Origin of the sequence: Microbacterium meiriae, assembly GCF_040702565.1 — a bacterium.
Classification (GTDB): Bacteria; Actinomycetota; Actinomycetes; order Actinomycetales; family Microbacteriaceae; genus Microbacterium; species Microbacterium meiriae.
In genome coordinates, this window is the sequence record NZ_JBFBLJ010000003.1 from 454,329 (window position 1) to 471,481 (window position 17,153).

15 protein-coding genes are annotated in these 17,153 nt (G+C 72.5%); 12 read left to right on the top strand and 3 right to left on the bottom strand.

The window, feature by feature from the left end:
• Window positions 1-8: 8 nt before the first annotated feature.
• Genes AB0310_RS16020 through AB0310_RS16050 form a run of 7 tightly spaced genes read left to right on the top strand, consistent with a single transcriptional unit; the run spans window position 9 to window position 6,451 of the window.
• The gene (locus AB0310_RS16020; protein ID WP_315637920.1) at window positions 9-989 is read left to right on the top strand and encodes an ABC transporter permease; all 981 of its coding nucleotides are present in this window, start codon (window positions 9-11) and stop codon (window positions 987-989) included.
• Window positions 986-1,879: an ABC transporter permease gene (locus AB0310_RS16025; RefSeq protein WP_366237616.1), complete on the top strand. Its 894-nt coding sequence runs from the start codon at window positions 986-988 to the stop codon at window positions 1,877-1,879. The genes AB0310_RS16020 and AB0310_RS16025 overlap by 4 nt, the downstream gene beginning before the upstream one ends.
• Window positions 1,876-3,516, top strand: coding sequence for a dipeptide ABC transporter ATP-binding protein (locus AB0310_RS16030; RefSeq protein ID WP_366237617.1), 1,641 nt, complete (start codon window positions 1,876-1,878; stop codon window positions 3,514-3,516). Before AB0310_RS16025 ends, AB0310_RS16030 begins: the two co-directional genes overlap by 4 nt.
• Window positions 3,513-4,583, top strand: a complete 1,071-nt coding sequence (locus tag AB0310_RS16035; RefSeq protein ID WP_366237618.1) for a putative FMN-dependent luciferase-like monooxygenase — start codon at window positions 3,513-3,515, stop codon at window positions 4,581-4,583. Before AB0310_RS16030 ends, AB0310_RS16035 begins: the two co-directional genes overlap by 4 nt.
• On the top strand, window positions 4,580-5,239 hold the full coding sequence (locus AB0310_RS16040; RefSeq protein WP_366237619.1) for a CMD domain protein: 660 nt from the start codon (window positions 4,580-4,582) through the stop codon (window positions 5,237-5,239). The genes AB0310_RS16035 and AB0310_RS16040 overlap by 4 nt, the downstream gene beginning before the upstream one ends.
• Window positions 5,236-5,844 carry an alkylhydroperoxidase domain protein gene (locus AB0310_RS16045; protein ID WP_366237620.1) on the top strand — a complete coding sequence of 203 codons (609 nt, stop codon included), beginning with the start codon at window positions 5,236-5,238 and terminating at the stop codon, window positions 5,842-5,844. Before AB0310_RS16040 ends, AB0310_RS16045 begins: the two co-directional genes overlap by 4 nt.
• Window positions 5,845-5,884: 40 nt before the next feature.
• The gene (locus AB0310_RS16050; protein ID WP_366237621.1) at window positions 5,885-6,451 is read left to right on the top strand and encodes a hypothetical protein; all 567 of its coding nucleotides are present in this window, start codon (window positions 5,885-5,887) and stop codon (window positions 6,449-6,451) included.
• 57 nt (window positions 6,452-6,508) lie between these two features.
• Here the strand turns inward: AB0310_RS16050 and AB0310_RS16055 are convergent, their stop codons facing one another.
• Complete coding sequence (locus tag AB0310_RS16055; RefSeq protein ID WP_366237622.1) at window positions 6,509-6,613, bottom strand: zinc-binding dehydrogenase; 105 nt, start codon at window positions 6,611-6,613, stop codon at window positions 6,509-6,511.
• Between the two features lie 12 nt (window positions 6,614-6,625).
• Here AB0310_RS16055 and AB0310_RS16060 point away from each other — a divergent pair, with 12 nt between their 5' ends.
• The gene (locus AB0310_RS16060) at window positions 6,626-7,129 is read left to right on the top strand and encodes a hypothetical protein (protein ID WP_280565732.1); all 504 of its coding nucleotides are present in this window, start codon (window positions 6,626-6,628) and stop codon (window positions 7,127-7,129) included.
• 79 nt (window positions 7,130-7,208) lie between these two features.
• Here the strand turns inward: AB0310_RS16060 and AB0310_RS16065 are convergent, their stop codons facing one another.
• Window positions 7,209-8,153, bottom strand: a complete 945-nt coding sequence (locus AB0310_RS16065) for a quinone oxidoreductase family protein (protein WP_366237623.1) — start codon at window positions 8,151-8,153, stop codon at window positions 7,209-7,211.
• A 23-nt stretch (window positions 8,154-8,176) separates the two neighbouring features.
• Entirely contained in the window at window positions 8,177-12,187 is a 4,011-nt protein-coding gene (gene hrpA, locus AB0310_RS16070; protein ID WP_366237624.1) for an ATP-dependent RNA helicase HrpA, read from the bottom strand.
• Between the two features lie 66 nt (window positions 12,188-12,253).
• Between hrpA and AB0310_RS16075 the strand changes: the two genes are divergently transcribed.
• The 4 genes from AB0310_RS16075 (at window position 12,254) to AB0310_RS16090 (ending at window position 17,001) form a co-directional block, all read left to right on the top strand.
• On the top strand, window positions 12,254-13,498 hold the full coding sequence (locus tag AB0310_RS16075) for a heparan-alpha-glucosaminide N-acetyltransferase domain-containing protein (RefSeq protein ID WP_366237625.1): 1,245 nt from the start codon (window positions 12,254-12,256) through the stop codon (window positions 13,496-13,498).
• A 55-nt stretch (window positions 13,499-13,553) separates the two neighbouring features.
• Window positions 13,554-14,390 (top strand): aldo/keto reductase, encoded by an 837-nt coding sequence (locus tag AB0310_RS16080; RefSeq protein WP_259951484.1) that lies wholly within the window; start codon window positions 13,554-13,556, stop codon window positions 14,388-14,390.
• Between the two features lie 165 nt (window positions 14,391-14,555).
• Window positions 14,556-15,125: an FMN reductase gene (gene msuE / locus AB0310_RS16085; protein ID WP_187662006.1), complete on the top strand. Its 570-nt coding sequence runs from the start codon at window positions 14,556-14,558 to the stop codon at window positions 15,123-15,125.
• Between the two features lie 73 nt (window positions 15,126-15,198).
• The gene (locus AB0310_RS16090) at window positions 15,199-17,001 is read left to right on the top strand and encodes a thioredoxin domain-containing protein (RefSeq protein WP_187662005.1); all 1,803 of its coding nucleotides are present in this window, start codon (window positions 15,199-15,201) and stop codon (window positions 16,999-17,001) included.
• Window positions 17,002-17,153: the final 152 nt, after the last annotated feature.

Sequence of the window (17,153 nt, forward strand, 5' to 3'; positions counted from 1 at the left end):
GTGACCCCATGACCTTCGTCCTCCGACGGGCCGGGCAGGCCGCGATCGTGCTGATCGCGGCCTTCACGGCCACGTTCTTCCTGCTGCAGCTGCTGCCGGGAGACGCCATCCTCATCAAGTTCTCCGACCCGAGCCTGGGGCTCTCGCCGGAGCAGCTCGACGACATCCGCGCGACCTACGGCGCCGACGTGCCGTGGGGGGAGCAGTATCTGCACGCGGGGCTCGGCTTCCTCGCCGGCGACTTCGGCTACTCGACCCAGTACGGCACCCCGGTCCGGACGATGCTCGCTGAAGCACTGCCCGCCACACTGCTGCTCGCGGCGCTCGGGCTCCTGGTCGCCGTCCTGCTCGCGGTGCTGATCGCGGTGCTCTCCTCGCTCGCGCCCTTCGCCTGGCTGCGGGACGGTCTGCGGCAGGTGCCGGGACTGTTCGTGGCGGTCCCTGTGTTCTGGCTCGGGATCCTGCTCATCCAGGTGTTCTCGTTCGGGCTCGGATGGGTGCCGATCGTGGGGGCCGATCCGATCAGCGGCCTGATCCTCCCCGTCCTCACGCTCGCCGTGCCGATCTCGGCGCCCCTCGCCCAGGTCCTGGTCCGATCCATCGACCGCGTGCAGGCGCAGCCGTTCGTGACCGTGGTGCGGGCGAAGGGCGCGCCGCCGGCGTGGGTGCTCACGCGGTCGGTCGCGCGCAACGCCGCCGTCCCGACCCTCACCATCGCGGGGGTGCTGTTCGGAGAGCTCGTCGGAGGAGCGGTGGTCACCGAGACCGTCTTCGGCCGCACCGGCATCGGACGCCTCACGGAGCAGGCCGTCGCGAACCAGGACATCCCGGTGCTGCAGGGAGTGGTGCTCCTGTCGGCCCTGGGGTTCGTGGTGATCAGCTTCGCCGTCGACCTCGCCACGCCCCTGATCGACCCGCGGCAGCGGCGGGCGGCCCGCGCCGCCCGGTCGCGCCCCGTCCGTCCCGCCGCCCAGGAGGTGCCCGCATGACCGCTCCCGTCATCGTCGAGACGTCGGTCGAGACGTCGGGTGCCCCGCCCGCGCCGTCCGCCCCGGCGCCCGTCTCCGCATCCCTTCCGCGACGGCGGTCGCGCGCCTGGGGGCTGTACCTCGCGTTCGCTGTCGTCGCCGTGGCGGTGCTGTGGGCGGTGATCCCGGGGGTCTTCGCGCCGGGCGATCCGCTGACCGGCGTGCCGGCCGACAAGCTCCTGCCGCCGAGCGCCGCGCACTGGTTCGGGACCGACGCCCTCGGCCGCGACCTCTTCGGCCGGGTCGTGCATGGCGCGGTTCACTCCCTGTCGGGCGCGCTCATCGCCGTGACGGTCGGCCTCGCGCTCGGCACGCTCCTCGGAGCCGTCGCCGGCGCGACCGGCGGTGTCGTGGACGACGTGCTGATGCGGATCGTCGACGTGCTGCTGGCGATCCCCGGGCTGCTGCTGTCGCTCTCCGTCATCATCCTGCTCGGCTTCGGAACGGTGAACGCGGCGATCGCCGTGGGACTCGGCAGCGTCGCCGCCTTCGCCCGGCTCATGCGCGCCGAGGTGGCGCGGGTGCGCCGCACCGAGTACGTCGAGGCGGCGTACGGCAGCGGCGGCACCTTCGTCGCCGTGCTCCGCCGGCATGTGCTCCCTAACGCCCTCACCCCGATCATCGCGCTCGCCGCGCTGCAGTTCGGCACGGCCATCCTCGCCATCTCCACCCTCGGCTTCCTCGGCTACGGCGCCCCGCCGCCCACCCCCGAGTGGGGCCTGCTGATCGCCGAGGGCCGCAACTACATCGCGACCGCCTGGTGGCTCACGGCGCTCCCCGGCCTCGTGGTGGTCGCCGTCGTGCTCAGCGCCAACCGCATCAGCCATCGGCTCGGAAGGAGCTCGCGATGACCGCGCCCCCGTCCTCAGCAACCCCCGTCCTCGCCGCGACGGACCTGCGGGTCTCGTACGCCGGCCGCGAGGTCGTGCACGGCCTCTCCTTCGCCATCGCCGAGGGGGAGACCCTCGCCCTCGTCGGCGAGTCGGGCTCCGGCAAGTCCACCACGGCGCACGCCCTCCTCGGCCTGCTGCCGGAGGGCGGACGGGTCGAGGGCGGGCGCGTCCGGCTCGGGGACCTCGACATCTCCGGATGGTCGGACCGGGCGTTCCGCGGCATCCGCGGCTCGGAGATCGGGCTGGTCCCGCAGGATCCGACGACCTCGCTCGACCCGGTGCGCCCCGTCGGCGTGCAGGTCGCCGAGGTGCTGCGTCTGCACGGGCATCGCGACCGTCGTTCCCGGAACGCCCGCGTGCTCGAGCTGCTCGACCGCGTCGGGCTGGACGACCCCGATCTGCGTGCTCGACAGTATCCGCACGAGCTCTCCGGCGGGATGCGGCAGCGGGTGCTCATCGCGGCCGCGATCGCCCTCCGCCCTCGGCTGCTCATCGCGGACGAGCCCACCAGCGCCCTCGACGCCACGGTGCAGCGCCGCGTACTTGACCTGCTGGACGAGCTGCAGCGCGAGGACGGCACGAGCATCCTGCTCGTGACGCACGACCTCGGCGTCGCCGCGGACCGGGCGGCGCGGATCGCGGTGCTGAAAGACGGCCGGATCGTGGAGCAGGGGCCGAGTGCGCAGGTGCTCGCGGAGCCGGAAGACCCGTACACGAGGCAGCTGCTCGCCGACGCGCCCGCCTTCACGACCGGCTTCCGGCGTCCGGATGCGCCGCCGTTCCTCCGGGACGCCGCGGCAGTGGCCGCCGAGAAGCCCTACGAGATCGTGGCTGCCGGCCTCGTGAAGGAGTTCCGGGTGGCGGGTCGTGAGCGCTTCCGCGCGGTCGACGACGTCTCCTTCCGGGTGCGCCGCGGCACGACCCATGCGCTGGTCGGCGAGTCCGGATCGGGCAAGTCCACGACCGCGCGACTGGTCACGCGCTTCCTCCGTCCGGACGCCGGGACCGTGGAGCTCGCGGGGGAGGACGCGACGGCCGTCGAGGGGGCGCGACTGCGTGCGCTGCGCCGACGGATCCAGCTCGTGTACCAGAACCCCTTCGCCTCCCTGGATCCACGGCAGCAGATCGCCGACATCGTGGCCGAGCCGCTGCACAACTTCCGCATCGGCGGCCGGTCCGAGCGTCGGGAACGTGCGGTCGCGCTGCTCGAGCGTGTGGCGCTGCCGGCGGATGCGGCCCGTCGCACGCCGAGCGAGCTCTCCGGCGGGCAGCGGCAGCGGGTCGCGATCGCTCGGGCGCTCGCCGTCGACCCGGAGATCCTCGTGCTCGACGAGGCGGTGTCGGCGCTCGATGTGACGGTGCAGGCGCGCATCCTCGAACTGCTCTCCGCGCTCCAGGCCGAGCTCGGACTCACCTACCTCTTCATCTCGCACGACCTCGCGGTGGTGCGTCGCATCAGCCACACCGTCTCCGTCATGCACCGCGGGCGCGTGGTGGAGGACGGACCGACCGAAGAGCTGTTCCACGACCCGCAGCACGAGAACACCCGGGAGCTGCTGGCCGCGGTTCCCGGTCGAACGGAGATCATCGCATGAGCGCCACCGCCCCTCGCCCCACCGTCGCGTTCTTCACCCGGCTCCTCGACGACGCATCCCCGGACGACCGCTACCGCCTCGCCCTGGCGCAGATCCAGCACGCCGAACGGCACGGCGTGGGGAGGGCGTGGGTGGCGCAGCACCACTTCCGGGCGGCGGAAGGCGGGCTGCCCTCGCCGCTCGTCTTCCTCGCGCACGCGGCGGCACGCACCTCGCGGATCCGCCTCGGCACCGGGATCATCACCCTTCCCCTCGAAGACCCGGTCCGCGTGGCCGAGGACGCGGTGGTGGCCGACCTGCTCGCGGACGGGCGGATCGACCTCGGGCTCGGCAGCGGCGGCACCCCGTCGTCCTTCACGCCCTTCGGGGAGGACGTGCGCGACAAGGGGCCCACCTACGACCGCAAGCTGGGCGTGCTGCTCGACGCTCTCCAGGGCCGCGACGTCGGTGCGGGGAACACGCTGTATCCGGACGCGGGGTCGCTGGCCTCGCGGATCTGGCAGGCGACGTTCTCGGCACCCGGCGGTCATCGAGCAGGCGTCCACGGTCATGGACTGCTGCTGTCCCGCACGCAGCCCCGCCCCGGCGACCGTCTGCACGCACCGCTGTCCGCCCTGCAGGACCCGATCATCGACGCGTACCTCGACGCGCTCCCCGCCGGCGCGGCCCCGCGGATCACCGCCTCCCGCACCGTGTTCGTGGCGGACGACCGCGCCGAGGCGCTCCGGTTCGCCGAGGTCGGTCTACGGCGGGCGGCCGAGGGCTTCCGGCGGCAGGGCCAGACGATCCCCGGCGACGGCATCGACGACCTCATCGCCGCTCTCGACACGCACCTCGGCACCCCCGAGGAGGTCGCCGCCTCGCTCGCCGCCGACACCACGCTGCACCGCGCGACCGAGGTGGCGTTCCAGGTGCACTCGGTCGACGCGCCGCACGCCCACGTCCTGCGCTCGATCGAGCTGTTCGCGACGGAGGTCGCCCCGGCCCTCGGCTACGCGCTCACGCCGCCGGATCCCGAGACCACCCACACGCCCGAGAACACCCCCACCGTGAAGGAGAACGCATGACCGCCGACATCGTCGACCAGCTGACGGGGGTGACGCGGGAGCTGGATGCGCTGCGTCGTCGCCGTCCCGTGACCAGGGAGCAGCTCCAGGCGAGCTTCGACGCGCTCTTCCACCCGGTATCCGCGGAGCATGTGTCTCTCGCAGAGCGCGCGCTCATCGCGGCGTTCGCGACCGCGCTCGCTGGTGCCGACGACCCCACGGCGGTGTTCTACGCCGGGCGGGCCCGCGAGATCGACCCGGAGCGCGCCGCGATCGTCGCCCGAGAGGCTGAGGCCGCCGCGACCACGGGACCGTTCGGCGCCTACACCGAACGCGGGCTGGAGGCGGAGAGCACCGACGGCACGCGCTACCTCCCGGACGAAGCGGCATCGGCGGCCTTGGGGGAACGTCTCGCGACCGCTCTTGCGCACACGCACCTGCTGGTGTTCCGTCCCCGCGAGGCATCCGGCGCCGACCTCGGCCGCCTGCACGACGCCGGCTGGTCGACGGACGGCATCGTGACGCTGTCGCAGCTCGTGTCCTTCCTCGCCTTCCAGCAGCGGGTCGTCACCGGCCTCCGCGTGCTTCAGGAGGCCGGACTCACCGCCGCCGACACAGCGACCGCTACCGCCACCGACACCGACACCGACACCGACACCGACGAGGAGGCCGCATGACCGCCGCCGACACCGTGCTCCGGCACGACGACGCCCCCTATCCGCACGCCTTCACCCGCGCCGAGGTCGGCTGGACGCCGCACCTCGCGCCCCTGGCGGAGGAGGATCTGACCCCGCGGCACCTCGACGGCCTCGTCGACGCCGCCCGGGCGAAGAACGAGTACTTCCGGCTGCTCGCCCGCGACCCCGAGGTGCTGCGCGCGCGCACCCTCGTCGACAAGGACGTCTTCTACAACGCCGCAGAGGGCCTCCCACGGGCGGAACGGGAGCTGGCGGCCACCGCCGCCTCGCGTCGCAACGGCTGCGTGTTCTGCGCCTCCGTGCACTCCCGGTTCGCGGCGCACCACAGCAAGCGGCCGGAGGACGTCGATGCGCTGCTCGCCGAGGGCGTGGACGCAGATCTGGGGGAGCGCTGGAACGCGATCATCGCCGCCGCGGTCGCGCTGACCGACACGCCTCGCGCGTTCGGTCCCGCGCACATCGCGCGCCTCCGTGCGGCCGGACTGGACGACCTCGAGATCGCGGACGTCGTGCACGGCGCGGCCTTCTTCAATTGGGCGAACCGGCTGATGCTCTCGCTCGGCCGCCCCGTCGCTCCATTCTGACCGACAGGGAGGTCGTCGCCGGATGCGCTACCGTCGCATCATGACAAGCCGTCTGCGGCGCCGAAGCCTCCCTGTCGTCGGCTTCGTCGCTGCGGCCGCCATGCTCGTCGGGTGCGCGCCGAGCATCGAGAACCTCGTGCGGGTGAGCCTCGCGGATTCCATCGAAGACGCGCAGGACAGTATGTGGGAGCACCGCGGCAAGATCGTCACGGACCCGGAAGCGACCATCGCCGAACTCTCCCTCGCCTCCGACCTCCGGGACGGAACCGACGAGCTCGACGGCAACCCCCTCAAGCTCCTCGACCTCGACAAGAGGGACGACAGCACCACCCTGACACTCCTCGCACTCGGTGGCGCGCAGACGGGCGGTGGCTGGTGGTACGAGCAGCGCCAGGGGGCGGTGTGCTTCACCCTGACCTTTCCGCGAGGCGAAGAGATCGTGGAGACAGGCCCCGCGGACTGCCCGGACATCCCGGAACTGGACGGCATCGAGGACGTCGTCCCGCTCGAAGAACTCGATGTCAGAATCACCGCCACCAAGGCCGACTACCCTGACTCGGTGTGCCAGTGCTACAGCGGCAGTGAGTGCGACTGCCCCGGAGGCTAGGCGATCGGGTCGGAGCCCGTCGTGGCCGCAACCCCGCTCCGGTGCCACCCTGATCTCTCAGGGGACGAGGATGATCTTCCCCGTGGCCCCGCCGGTCTCCATGAGTTCATGGGCCCGTGCCGCCTCGGCGAGGGGCAGCTCCGGTGCTCCGAGCAGAAGCACTACGATCCGAATGTGACGTCTCAGAACCAGCTCGACGCCGGGGTGCCTGGTTCACCACGCCAGGTGGCCGCGGCCGAGACCGAACGGCATTGGCTCCTGTTGGCGGCGCAAGTCTTCCTCACCGGCTTGACCACGTATGTCGCGATAGCGATCTGGTCGACCACCGCGGCCGGGTACACAGAGGGCTTGCAGATCGTCGGATTCGCGGTCCTCTCCACTCCGCTTACGATCCTGGCGTTCCTGATCGGGCTGCCTCTGCGTATCGTGCCGAGGGCACGTCGGTGGTGGGTTCGATACGCGGGGTGGTTGTTCGCCTTGTTCGGAATCGCTGCGGGCGGCATGCTTCTGTCCTACGTCGTCGGCGATGCAGGACCGGTTCGCTATGCCCAGAGTGGATGGCCTGTGAGTGACGGCTATGCACCGGACGCGCGACTCTTCGTGCCATCCCTTGCTGTGCTGGCGTTCGCGACCATGCATCTTCGCCTCCCACCGCGCCGGAAGCCGAAAGCCGCCTGACCGATCAGTGTCGCCTGGCCGCGGCAGAACCCGCCGAACGCCGCGTGCGGGGTGACGCCCGACGCTGTCAGGGTTGGGGTCAGGGGACGAGGATGATCTTCCCCGAGGCGGCGCCGGTCTCCATGAGTTCATGGGCCCGTGCCGCCTCGGCGAGGGGCAGCTCCGGCCCGAGCTCGATGGTGAACTCGCCCGCGGCCAGGAGGTCCACGGTCTTCTGCAGCGCCTCGGCGCGCCACTCCAGCTCCTGCGGCGTGAGCGGCTCGGGGGACCCGCCGGAGAACGCCCGGATGCCGAAGTCGGCGGCGTCGGGACCGCGGACGATGGTCGCGATGCGGTCGCGGTCCGCGACCAGGGCGAGGGAGGTCTCGATCGCCTCGTCGGTGCCCGCACAGTCCAGGACGACGGTCACGGGGGAGGGGGCCGCCGCGCGGACGCGGTCGAGCAGGCCGTCGCCGTAGGCCACGGGGATCGCGCCGAGCTCGCGGAGCTGGTCGTGCCGGGCGGGGCTCGCGGAGGCGATCACGGTCGCGCCCCAGGCGACCGCGAACTGCACGGCGGCCTGGCCGACCGCACCCGAGCCCGCGTGCACGAGGAGCACGTCGTCGGCCGTCACGGCGAGCGAGCGGAGGGACTGATAGGCGGTGCCGGCGGGGATGCCGATCGCCGCCCCCTCGGCCGCGGTGACGGCGTCCGGGAGCTTCACGAGCTTGTCGGCGTCGACCGCGAAGGCGGAGGCGTAGGTCCCGAGCGTGTCGCGGATCGCGACGCGGTCGCCGACCTCGAACCCGTCGACGCCCTCGCCCAGCACCTCGATGACTCCCGCGCCGTCGAACCCGACCGGACGCGGCTCGGTGATCGGCGCCGAGGGGCGCTTGCCGCCGCGGAGCTTGGCGTCGATGGGGTTAGCGCCGGCCGCCTCGATGCGCACCAGCGCTTCGCCGCGGACGGGCACGGGGTCAGGCACCTCCATGAGGTGGAGGACAGCGGGGGATCCGAACTCGGTGTAGACGATCGCGCGGGCCATGCCCTCAGGCTACCCGGCGGGGGTCACTTCCCCGCGAGCGCCTTGGTGATCCGCTGCGGCGACACCGGCTGCGCGGTGCCGAGACGCTGGGCGAAGACGCTGACCCGGTACTCCTCCAGCAGCCAGCGCACCTCGACGATCGCAGCGGGAGCGTCGGGCGCGAGGGGGATCGTGCCGCCGGCGTCCGCGAACAGCACCGCCATCCGCTCGAACTCCGTCATCCGTGCGCGGTCCTTGCCCGGCTCGTTCGCCAGGGTCTTCAACCGGTCGATCATGCCGTCGAGGTACCGGGGGAAGTGGGCGAGTCGGTCGACACCCGCGGCCGCGACGAAGCCGGGGTGCAGCAGTCCGGAGAGCTGGGTGCGGATGTCGTTCAGCGGGCCGAGCAGCGCCAGCGAGTTCTGGGACTTGATGCCGCGCTCCACCTCCCGCGCCTTCGTGAGGATGCGGGCGACGAGGGAGACGCAGGCGAAGAGCTCGTCGACGAGCACGGCGGACACGGCGTCGCGGACCCGGGCGAACTCGGCCTCGGTGCGCACGACGCCACGGTCCTGGCCGTCGGCGCCGGTCGACGCGTCGATCACGCGACGGGCGACGGCGGCTCGGCAGTCCTCGATGAGCGCGGCCGCCGACGGATAGGGCGAGGCTGCGAGGGCGAGCTTCTCCTGGCTGGTGAGGTGCTGCTGCACGTACGAGGACGGCGAGGGCACCGCGAGCAGGACGAGACGGAGCACGCCGTCGCGCGTGGCGGCGGCCGCGGCGTCCGGAGTCGCCTCGACCCGCACCGACACGCTCTTGCCGGCATCGACGATCGCCGGATACCCGCGGACGACGCCGCCCGCGACCTTGGTGTCGATGACCGCCGGGAGGTCGCCGAACGTCCACGCCGTCAGCCCGGTCTGCTCGACCGGAGCCGCGGCCACGCGCTCCGCCCCGCGCGGCCCCGGTGCCTCCGCACGCCCGGGGCGGGCGATGGAGCGGGCGACGCTGCTGCGCGCGCGGTCGGAGAGCTCGGCCTGCAGCGCCCGGAGATCACGCCCTGACCCGACCACCCGTCCCCGCTCGTCCACGGCGCGGAAGTTCATGCGCAGGTGCGCCGGCACCCGCTCGTCATCGAAGTCCGCGGCCGTCACCACCTGGTTCGCGAGCGGCTGCACGAGCCGCGCGAGCGCTTCCTTGAGGGTGCGCGGGGGGAGGCCGCCGTGCACCTCCGGACCCTCGTCGGCCAGCGCCGCCCCGAACTTCTCCGCCCAGTCGGCGGCGGGGACGACGTGGCGCCGGATGGCCTTGGGCAGCGCGCGCAGCAGTCCGGTGACGAGCTCGGCGCGGAGCCCCGGCACCTGCCAGTCGAAGCCGCGATCCTCGATCTGGGCGAGCAGCGGCAGCGGCAGCACGACGCTCACGCCGTCATCGGGGGCACCCGGCTCGAACCGGTACGCGAGGCCGAGCACCTGGTCGCCCTGCGTCCACCGGGTCGGGAACTCGCGCTGGTCGGCGCGGTCCTCGTCGTCGATGAGGTCGCTCTCGCGCATCACGAGCAGCTTCGGCGTCGTCGTCAGCGCCTCGCGCCACCACTTCTCGAACGACCGCACGTCGAACACCTCGGCGGGGATGCGCTCGTCGTAGAACCGGAAGACGGCCTCGTCGCCGGCCAGGATGTCGCGGCGCCGCTCACGCTCCTCGAGCTTCTCGAGGCGGCGCCGGAGCTCGGCGTTGCTGCGCCAGAACGCGCTGACCCGCTTGTCGATCCGGGACGGGTCCCACTCGCCCTCGACGAGAGCATGACGGACGAAGAGCTCGCGCGAGGCGGCCCGGTCGATGCGGGCGAACTGCACGCGCCGGCGCGGGATGATCTCGACCCCGAACAGCGTGACCTTCTCGAACGCCACCGCGGCTCCGGCGTCCTTGGACCAGTGCGGCTCGGTGACCTGACGCTTCGCGAGGTCGCCGGCGAGGGGCTCGGCCCAGGCGGGGTCGATGGCGGCGACGGTGCGGGCGAAGGTGCGGGAGGTCTCCACGATCTCGGCCGCCATGACCGCCCGGGGACTCTTCTTGCGCAGCCCCGACCCCGGGAAGATCGAGAACCGGATACCCCGCGCGCCCCGGTACTCGGTGATCCGGCGGCGGGCGTCCTTCGCGGGAGAGTGGGCCTTCCCCGCGGGGGCGGTGCGCTCGTCGAGGACGCCGATCTGCGACAGCAGGCCGGACAGCAGCGCGCGGTGGATGGCATCCGGATCGGCCGCGCCGCCCGGCTCCGCCCCGCGGTCCGGGCTCTTGACGAGCGTGCGCAGCTGCCGATGCACGTCGAACCACTCGCGGACCCGCACGTAGTTGAGGTGCTCGCTGCGGCACAGGCGCCGGAACGCGCTGGAGCCGAGCTCCCGCTGCTGTTCGCGCAGGTGGTTCCAGAGATTCAGGAGGGTGAGGAAGTCGCTCGTCGGGTCCACGAAGCGCGCGTGCAGCCGGTCGGCCTCCTCGCGCCGGTCCTCCGGTCGCTCCCGCACGTCCTGGATGGACAGCCCCGCGACGATCGCGAGCACGTCCCGCAGCACCGCCCCCTGGGTCCCTGAGCCTGTCGAAGGGCCTGACCCCCGCTGGGTCCCTGAGCTTGTCGAAGGGCCTGACCCCCGCTGGGTCCCTGAGCCCGTCGAAGGGCCCGCCTCGATGAGCATCCGCGCGAACCGGGGGTCCATCGGCATCCGGGCGATGTCCCGCCCGATGCGGGTGAGCCGGGGGCCGTCGTCCGGTCCCTGAGCCTGTCGAAGGGCGCCGAGCTCGGTGAGCAGGTCGAACGCCGCCTTCACGCCCCGGGAGTCGGGCGGGGTGAGGAAGGGGAACGCGGTGATGTCGCCGAAGCCGAGCGCGAGCATCTGCAGGATGACGGACGCGAGCGAGGTGCGCAGGATCTCGGGTTCGGTGAATTCGGGACGCCGCGCGTAGTCCTCCTCGGAGTACAGGCGGACGGCGATGCCGTCGCTCGTGCGGCCGGCGCGACCGGAGCGCTGGTTCGCCGAGGCCTGCGAGATGGCCTCGATGGGGAGCCGCTGCACCTTCGAGCGGTTGCTGTACCGGGAGATGCGGGCCGTCCCGGTGTCGATGACGTACTTGATGCCGGGCACCGTGAGGCTCGTCTCGGCCACGTTCGTCGCGAGCACCACGCGGCGACGGACGCCGGCCACGGTGCTGCGCTCGAACACCCGGTGCTGCTCCGCGGCGGAGAGCCGGCCGAACAGGGGGAGGACCTCGGTGGGAGAACGGTCCTTGGCGTAGGCGGCGCGCACCGCGTCAGCCGCGTCCCGGATCTCCGCTTCGCCCGGCAGGAACACGAGCACGTCGCCCGGGGCCTCCCGGTCGAGCTCGCGGAGCGCCGTGATGATCGCGCTCACCTCGTCCTCCGGCTCGCCGGCGGCGTCCTGCTCCGCGTCCTCGTCGACGAGCGGGCGATAGCGGATCTCGACGGGATAGGTGCGCCCCGACACCTCGATGACCGGAGCGGGGGTGCCGTCGGCCGCGGCGAAGTGCCGCGCGAAGCTCTCTGGATCGATCGTGGCGGAGGTGATGATCACCTTCAAGTCCGGGCGCTGCGGGAGGATGCGGGCGAGGTAGCCGAGCAGGAAGTCGACGTTGAGGGACCGCTCGTGGGCCTCGTCGATGATGATCGTGTCGTAGCGCGTCAGCAGGCGGTCGCGGTGGATCTCGTTGAGGAGGATCCCGTCGGTCATCAGGGCGATGCGCGTCTCGTCGGAGACCTTGTCGGTGAAGCGCACCTTGTAGCCGACGAGCGTGCCGAGCTCGACCCGCAGTTCCTCGGCCACGCGCTCCGCGATCGTGCGGGCGGCCAGCCGCCGGGGCTGGGTGTGGGCGATGCGCTCGCGGCCCAGTTCCAGCGCGATCTTCGGCAGCTGCGTGGTCTTCCCCGATCCGGTCGCACCGGCGACGATGACGACCTGGTGGTCCCGGATGGCGTCGGCGATCTCGTCCCTGGCGGCGCTGACGGGCAGCTCCGGGGGGTAGGAGATCACGGGGGAGGACATAGCCCTCCATCGTATGCCGGGATGCACACCGGAGCCGCCGCGATCGCCGCATACGATCATCGGGTGATGACTGCTCTGCGCCCCGTGCGCTGGTTCCGCGAGTTCGGTCGGCCGCCGCGCATCCTCGGCCTCGACGTCGCACGGGGTCTGGCGATCCTGGGAATGGCCGGCGCCCACGTCGGCATGACCGACGCTTTCGACTGGGGCGACCCCACCACGTGGACGGACCTCGTGCACGGTCGTTCCTCGATCCTCTTCGCGCTGCTCGCCGGCGTCTCCATCGCGCTCATGACGGGGCGCGACGTGCTGCCGGAGCGGGAGCGTCTCCCCGGCATCCGCCTGAATCTCGTCGGCCGCGGCGCCGTGATCTTCGTGATCGGCCTGGCCCTGGAGCTCCTCAACACCCCGATCGCCGTGATCCTGACGCTCTACGGGCTGCTCTACGTCGCGGTCATCCCCGTGCTGCGGTGGCGGCCCCGGCAGCTGCTCCTCGGCGCCGCCGTCCTCGCGCTCGCCGGTCCGGCGCTGCTCGCCCTGATCAGCGCGGTGGCGCTGCAGCCGTTCGGCGCGGGCATCGGGTTCGTGCTCTACGGCACCTATCCGATCACCGTGTGGCTGGCTCTCGTGCTGGGCGGTATGGCCCTGGGCCGGCTCCGCGTGCAGGAGGTGCGCACGGCCGTCGTCGCCCTCGTCGTCGGCGTGGTCCTCGCCGCGATCGGCTACGGCCTGGGCGCCCTCGGCGCGGGCGCGGGGCTGGGCGGGACGGAATCGATCGTCTCCTCGACGAGCGAGGACTCCGGCAGCGGGAGCCTGGACAGCCTTCCCAGCGAGAGCCTGGACAGTCTTCCCGCCGAGAGTCTGTCGTCGTTCATCCCGGACGACGTGATGCCGCCGTCCGGTTGGGAGAGCTACCCCGAGGCTCTCGCCGTGAGCGATCCGCTCGGTTCCGTGGTCCGCGCCGTCTTCGCCGTCGATCCGCACAGCGGCGGCACTGCGGAGATCCTGGGCTCCGGCGGGTTCGCCCTCGCGGTGATCGCGCTGTGCCTGCTCCTGAGCCGCCCGCTGCGCTGGCTGCTGCTGCCGCTCGGCGCTCTGGGGTCCATGCCGCTCACGGCATACAGCCTGCACGTCGTCTCCGTCGTCCTCGTCGCGGGCCCTGGCGGCTTCATCGCGGACAACTCGTTCTGGGGGCTCACAGCCGTGGCACTCCTGGTGGTGACGACGCTGTGGTCGATGTTCGTCGGCCGTGGTCCTCTGGAGCGCCTCGTCGGTAAGGGGGCCGCCGCGATGGCCGCGGTCCCTCGGCGCTGACGCTTTTCGTCATCCGCACGGGCACGCCTGTCATCACAGGTCCTAGGCTGGGGGGATGACCATTCCTGCACTCGAACTGAACGACGGCAACTCCATCCCCCAGCTGGGCTACGGCGTCTTCAAGGTGCCGCCGGCAGAGACCGAGAAGGCGGTGAGCGAGGCCCTCGAGATCGGGTACCGCCACATCGACACCGCCGCGATCTACGGCAACGAGGAGGGCGTGGGCGCCGCCATCGCGTCCTCCGGCATCCCGCGCGAGGAGCTCTTCGTCACCACGAAGCTGTGGAACGACCGTCATCACGACGACGAGCCCCGCGCCGCCATCGGCGAGAGCCTCGAGAAGCTCGGCCTGGAGCAGGTCGACCTGTACCTCGTGCACTGGCCAACTCCGGCGAAGGACGACTACGTCCACGCGTTCGCGAAGCTCATCGAACTGCGCGACGCGGGCCTGACCCGCAGCATCGGCGTCTCGAACTTCCTCGTCCCGCACCTGGAGCGCACGGTGAAGGAGACCGGCGTCGTCCCGGCCGTGAACCAGATCGAGCTGCACCCGGCGTACCAGCGCCGCGAGGAGGTCGCCTGGGCCGAGGCCAACGGCGTCCGCATCGAGGCGTGGGGTCCGCTCGGCCAGGGCAAGTACGACCTCTTCGGCACTCCGGCGGTCGCCGATGCGGCCGCCGCCCACGGCGTGACGCCCGCGCAGGCCGTCCTCCGCTGGCACCTGCAGAAGGGCATCATCGTGTTCCCGAAGTCGGTGCGCCCGGAGCGCCTGCGGGAGAACCTCGACGTGTTCGGCTTCGAGCTGACCGACGCCGAGATCGCCGCGATCGACGCCCTCGACCCGCTCGACGGCTCCGGCCGCGTCGGCTCGCACCCGGACGAGGTCAACTGATCCCGCCCTCATGCCGGCCGCGGGCTCGGCACTGACGCCGTCACCGAGCCCGCACTGACCGGAGCCCTGCTCCCGAGCCCGCGGCCGGCGGCTCGTCTCCGTTCCACATGACGCCCCGTGTCGCTTCGCGCGACACGGGGCGTCCGCGTGGGTACCGTCGAGCGCATGACAGCTCCGCTCCGCGTCGTCGCCGTCTCGGGCTCCCTGCACGAGCCGAGCAAGACCACCGCCCTCCTCCGAGCGATCACCGCCGCGGTCGCCGAGCGTGCCCCCGTCGAGGCGCAGCTGATCGAGCTCACGCAGATCGGGCCGTCGCTCGCGGGTGCTCTCACCCGTGACCAGCTCCCGCCGGAGGTGGAGGTGCACCTGCAGGCGATCGAGACCGCCGACCTCCTCATCGTGGGGAGCCCGGTGTACCGCGCGTCGTTCACCGGGCTGTTCAAGCACCTGTTCGACTTCGTGGACCAGTACGCGCTCGTCGGCACGCCGGTGCTCCTCGCCGCGACCGGCGGCGGCGAGCGGCACGCCCTCATGATCGAGCACCAGCTCCGGCCGCTCTTCGCCTTCTTCCAGGCGCTCACGCTGCCCCTCGGCGTCTACGCGAGCACCACGGACTTCGACGGCTACGAGGTGGCCACCGACGTGCTGCGCGCGCGCATCGCCTTGGCCGCCGAGCGAGCCCTCCCGCTCGTCGGCTACACCGCGACCCGCCCCGCGGAGCTGCTCGTCGGCTGACCCGGAGCTGCCGGTCCCCGCGAGCCGATCGACGGCCGACCCGCAGCCTGTCTCCCCGGCGTAGCGTGGGGACATGACGAACCGTCTCGCCGACACCCTCAGCCCGTACCTTCGGGCGCACGCCGACAACCCCGTCGACTGGTACCCGTGGGGGGAAGAGGCGTTCGCCGAGGCCCGCCGCCGAGACGTGCCGATGCTGATCTCGATCGGCTACTCCACCTGTCACTGGTGTCATGTGATGGCACGCGAGTCGTTCGCTGACCCCGAGACCGCCGCCCGCATCAACGAGGGATTCGTCGCGGTGAAGGTCGATCGCGAGGAGCATCCGCACGTCGACGGGGCCTACATGGCCGCCGCGTCCGCGTTCACGCAGAACCTCGGCTGGCCGCTCACGGTGTTCACCACCCCCGCCGGTCGCGCGTTCTACGCGGGGACGTACTGGCCGCCCGAGGCGCGACCGCCGATGCCGGCGTTCCGCGATGTGCTGGCCGCCGTGCGCGAGGCCTGGACGACGCGCCGCGCGCAGGCCGAGGAGTCCGCGGACGCGGTGACCGCAGCCCTCGCAGAGGCTGCGCAGGCCACGCCCTCGACCTTCCCGGACACCGCCGCGCTCGCCGAGGCCGCCCGCGGACTCGCCGCCAGGGAGGACAGCGAGTTCGGCGGCTTCGGCGGAGCTCCCAAGTTCCCGGTGGCCACGACCCTGCGGTTCCTGCAGCAGCCCCTCGTCCGCGAGGCCGCGCCGGAGGCCACGGCAGCAGCCGAGCGCGCGCTCACGGCGATGGCGGGCTCTGCTCTGCGGGATGCCGACGGCGGGTTCTTCCGCTATGCGACCCGGCGCGACTGGACGGTGCCGCACTACGAGCGCATGCTGACCGACAACGCCCAGCTTCTCGAGGTCGCGCTCGACACCGGCGACGAGGAGACCGCCCGCGGAATCGCCCGCTTCCTGCTCGGCACGCTGCGGCGGGAGGGCGGCGGTTTCGGCGCCGCTCAGGACTCCGAGTCGTGGATCGACGGGGCCCGCAGCGAGGGCGGCTACTACCTCCGCCCGGTCCCGGAGCGCGCCACGCTGGAGCCGCCGGCGGTGGACGACAAGGTCATCACGGGATGGAACGGCCTCGCGGTCGCGGCACTCGCCAGGGCGGGTGCGACGCTCGGCGAGGACGCGTGGGTCGCCGCCGCCGCGGACGCCGCCGACGCCGTGCTCCGCACCAATCGCGGTGCCGACGGCGCTCTCGTGCGGGCGTCCTTGGACGGCCGGGCCTCCGCCGCGGTGGCCACTGCGGCCGACCTCGCCCTCCTCGCCGACGGCCTGTTCGCCCTGGCGGCGGCGACCGGCGACGTCGCTCCCGCGGTCACGGGACGGGACCTCCTCGACGAGGTGCTGGACGGAGCCGGGGGAGACGACCCGCTGCTCCGCGCGCAGGGCATCGCCGCCTCGCCCGATCACACCGACGGAGACCTCCCCTCGGACACGGCGGCGGTCGCGCAGGCCGCGCTCACCGCCTGGCGGCTCGGAGCGGGCGACCGGTACCGCGCGGCGGCGGCCGAGCGGGTGGAGGCGCTCGCCTCCCGGGCGCTCGCCCAGCCCTTCGCGCACGGCAGCCTGCTCCGGGTCGCCGCCGGACTCGCCGCAGCCCCGCGGCAGCTCGTCGTGGTCACGGAGGACCCCGGGGGAGCGCTCGCCGCCGCGGCACGCGGAGCCGATGCCGATGTCATCGTCGTCGTCAGCCCGGCGCAGGCCGCGGCGTTCGCCACCGCGGGTTTCGAACTGTTCGACGGCAAGGAGGCGACAGCCGAGCGCGCCTACGACTGCCGCGCCTTCGTGTGCCGCCTGCCGGTGAGCGATCCGGCCGCGGTGTCGCACGCACGGTGAGCGCCCTTCCCCGGAGCAGGGGTGTGCAATCTGCCTAGCGTGCGGCACCCAGGTGGCGTTCGATTGCGCGCGATGCGCAGCTTCGAGTGCACGGTTTGCCCAGCGCCTGCCATCCGTTCTAGGGTGACGCGACCCCTCTCGGATCACAGCAA

What these genes read in the sequence shown, in the direction of transcription:
- AB0310_RS16020 (WP_315637920.1), top strand. Translation starts at nt 9, where the DNA reads ATGACCTTCGTCCTCCGACGGGCCGGGCAGGCCGCGATCGTGCTGATC.
- AB0310_RS16025 (WP_366237616.1), top strand. Translation starts at nt 986, where the DNA reads ATGACCGCTCCCGTCATCGTCGAGACGTCGGTCGAGACGTCGGGTGCC.
- AB0310_RS16030 (WP_366237617.1), top strand. Translation starts at nt 1,876, where the DNA reads ATGACCGCGCCCCCGTCCTCAGCAACCCCCGTCCTCGCCGCGACGGAC.
- AB0310_RS16035 (WP_366237618.1), top strand. Translation starts at nt 3,513, where the DNA reads ATGAGCGCCACCGCCCCTCGCCCCACCGTCGCGTTCTTCACCCGGCTC.
- AB0310_RS16040 (WP_366237619.1), top strand. Translation starts at nt 4,580, where the DNA reads ATGACCGCCGACATCGTCGACCAGCTGACGGGGGTGACGCGGGAGCTG.
- AB0310_RS16045 (WP_366237620.1), top strand. Translation starts at nt 5,236, where the DNA reads ATGACCGCCGCCGACACCGTGCTCCGGCACGACGACGCCCCCTATCCG.
- AB0310_RS16050 (WP_366237621.1), top strand. Translation starts at nt 5,885, where the DNA reads ATGACAAGCCGTCTGCGGCGCCGAAGCCTCCCTGTCGTCGGCTTCGTC.
- AB0310_RS16065 (WP_366237623.1), bottom strand. Translation starts at nt 8,153, where the DNA reads ATGGCCCGCGCGATCGTCTACACCGAGTTCGGATCCCCCGCTGTCCTC.
- hrpA (WP_366237624.1), bottom strand. Translation starts at nt 12,187, where the DNA reads ATGTCCTCCCCCGTGATCTCCTACCCCCCGGAGCTGCCCGTCAGCGCC.
- AB0310_RS16075 (WP_366237625.1), top strand. Translation starts at nt 12,254, where the DNA reads ATGACTGCTCTGCGCCCCGTGCGCTGGTTCCGCGAGTTCGGTCGGCCG.
- AB0310_RS16080 (WP_259951484.1), top strand. Translation starts at nt 13,554, where the DNA reads ATGACCATTCCTGCACTCGAACTGAACGACGGCAACTCCATCCCCCAG.
- msuE (WP_187662006.1), top strand. Translation starts at nt 14,556, where the DNA reads ATGACAGCTCCGCTCCGCGTCGTCGCCGTCTCGGGCTCCCTGCACGAG.
- AB0310_RS16090 (WP_187662005.1), top strand. Translation starts at nt 15,199, where the DNA reads ATGACGAACCGTCTCGCCGACACCCTCAGCCCGTACCTTCGGGCGCAC.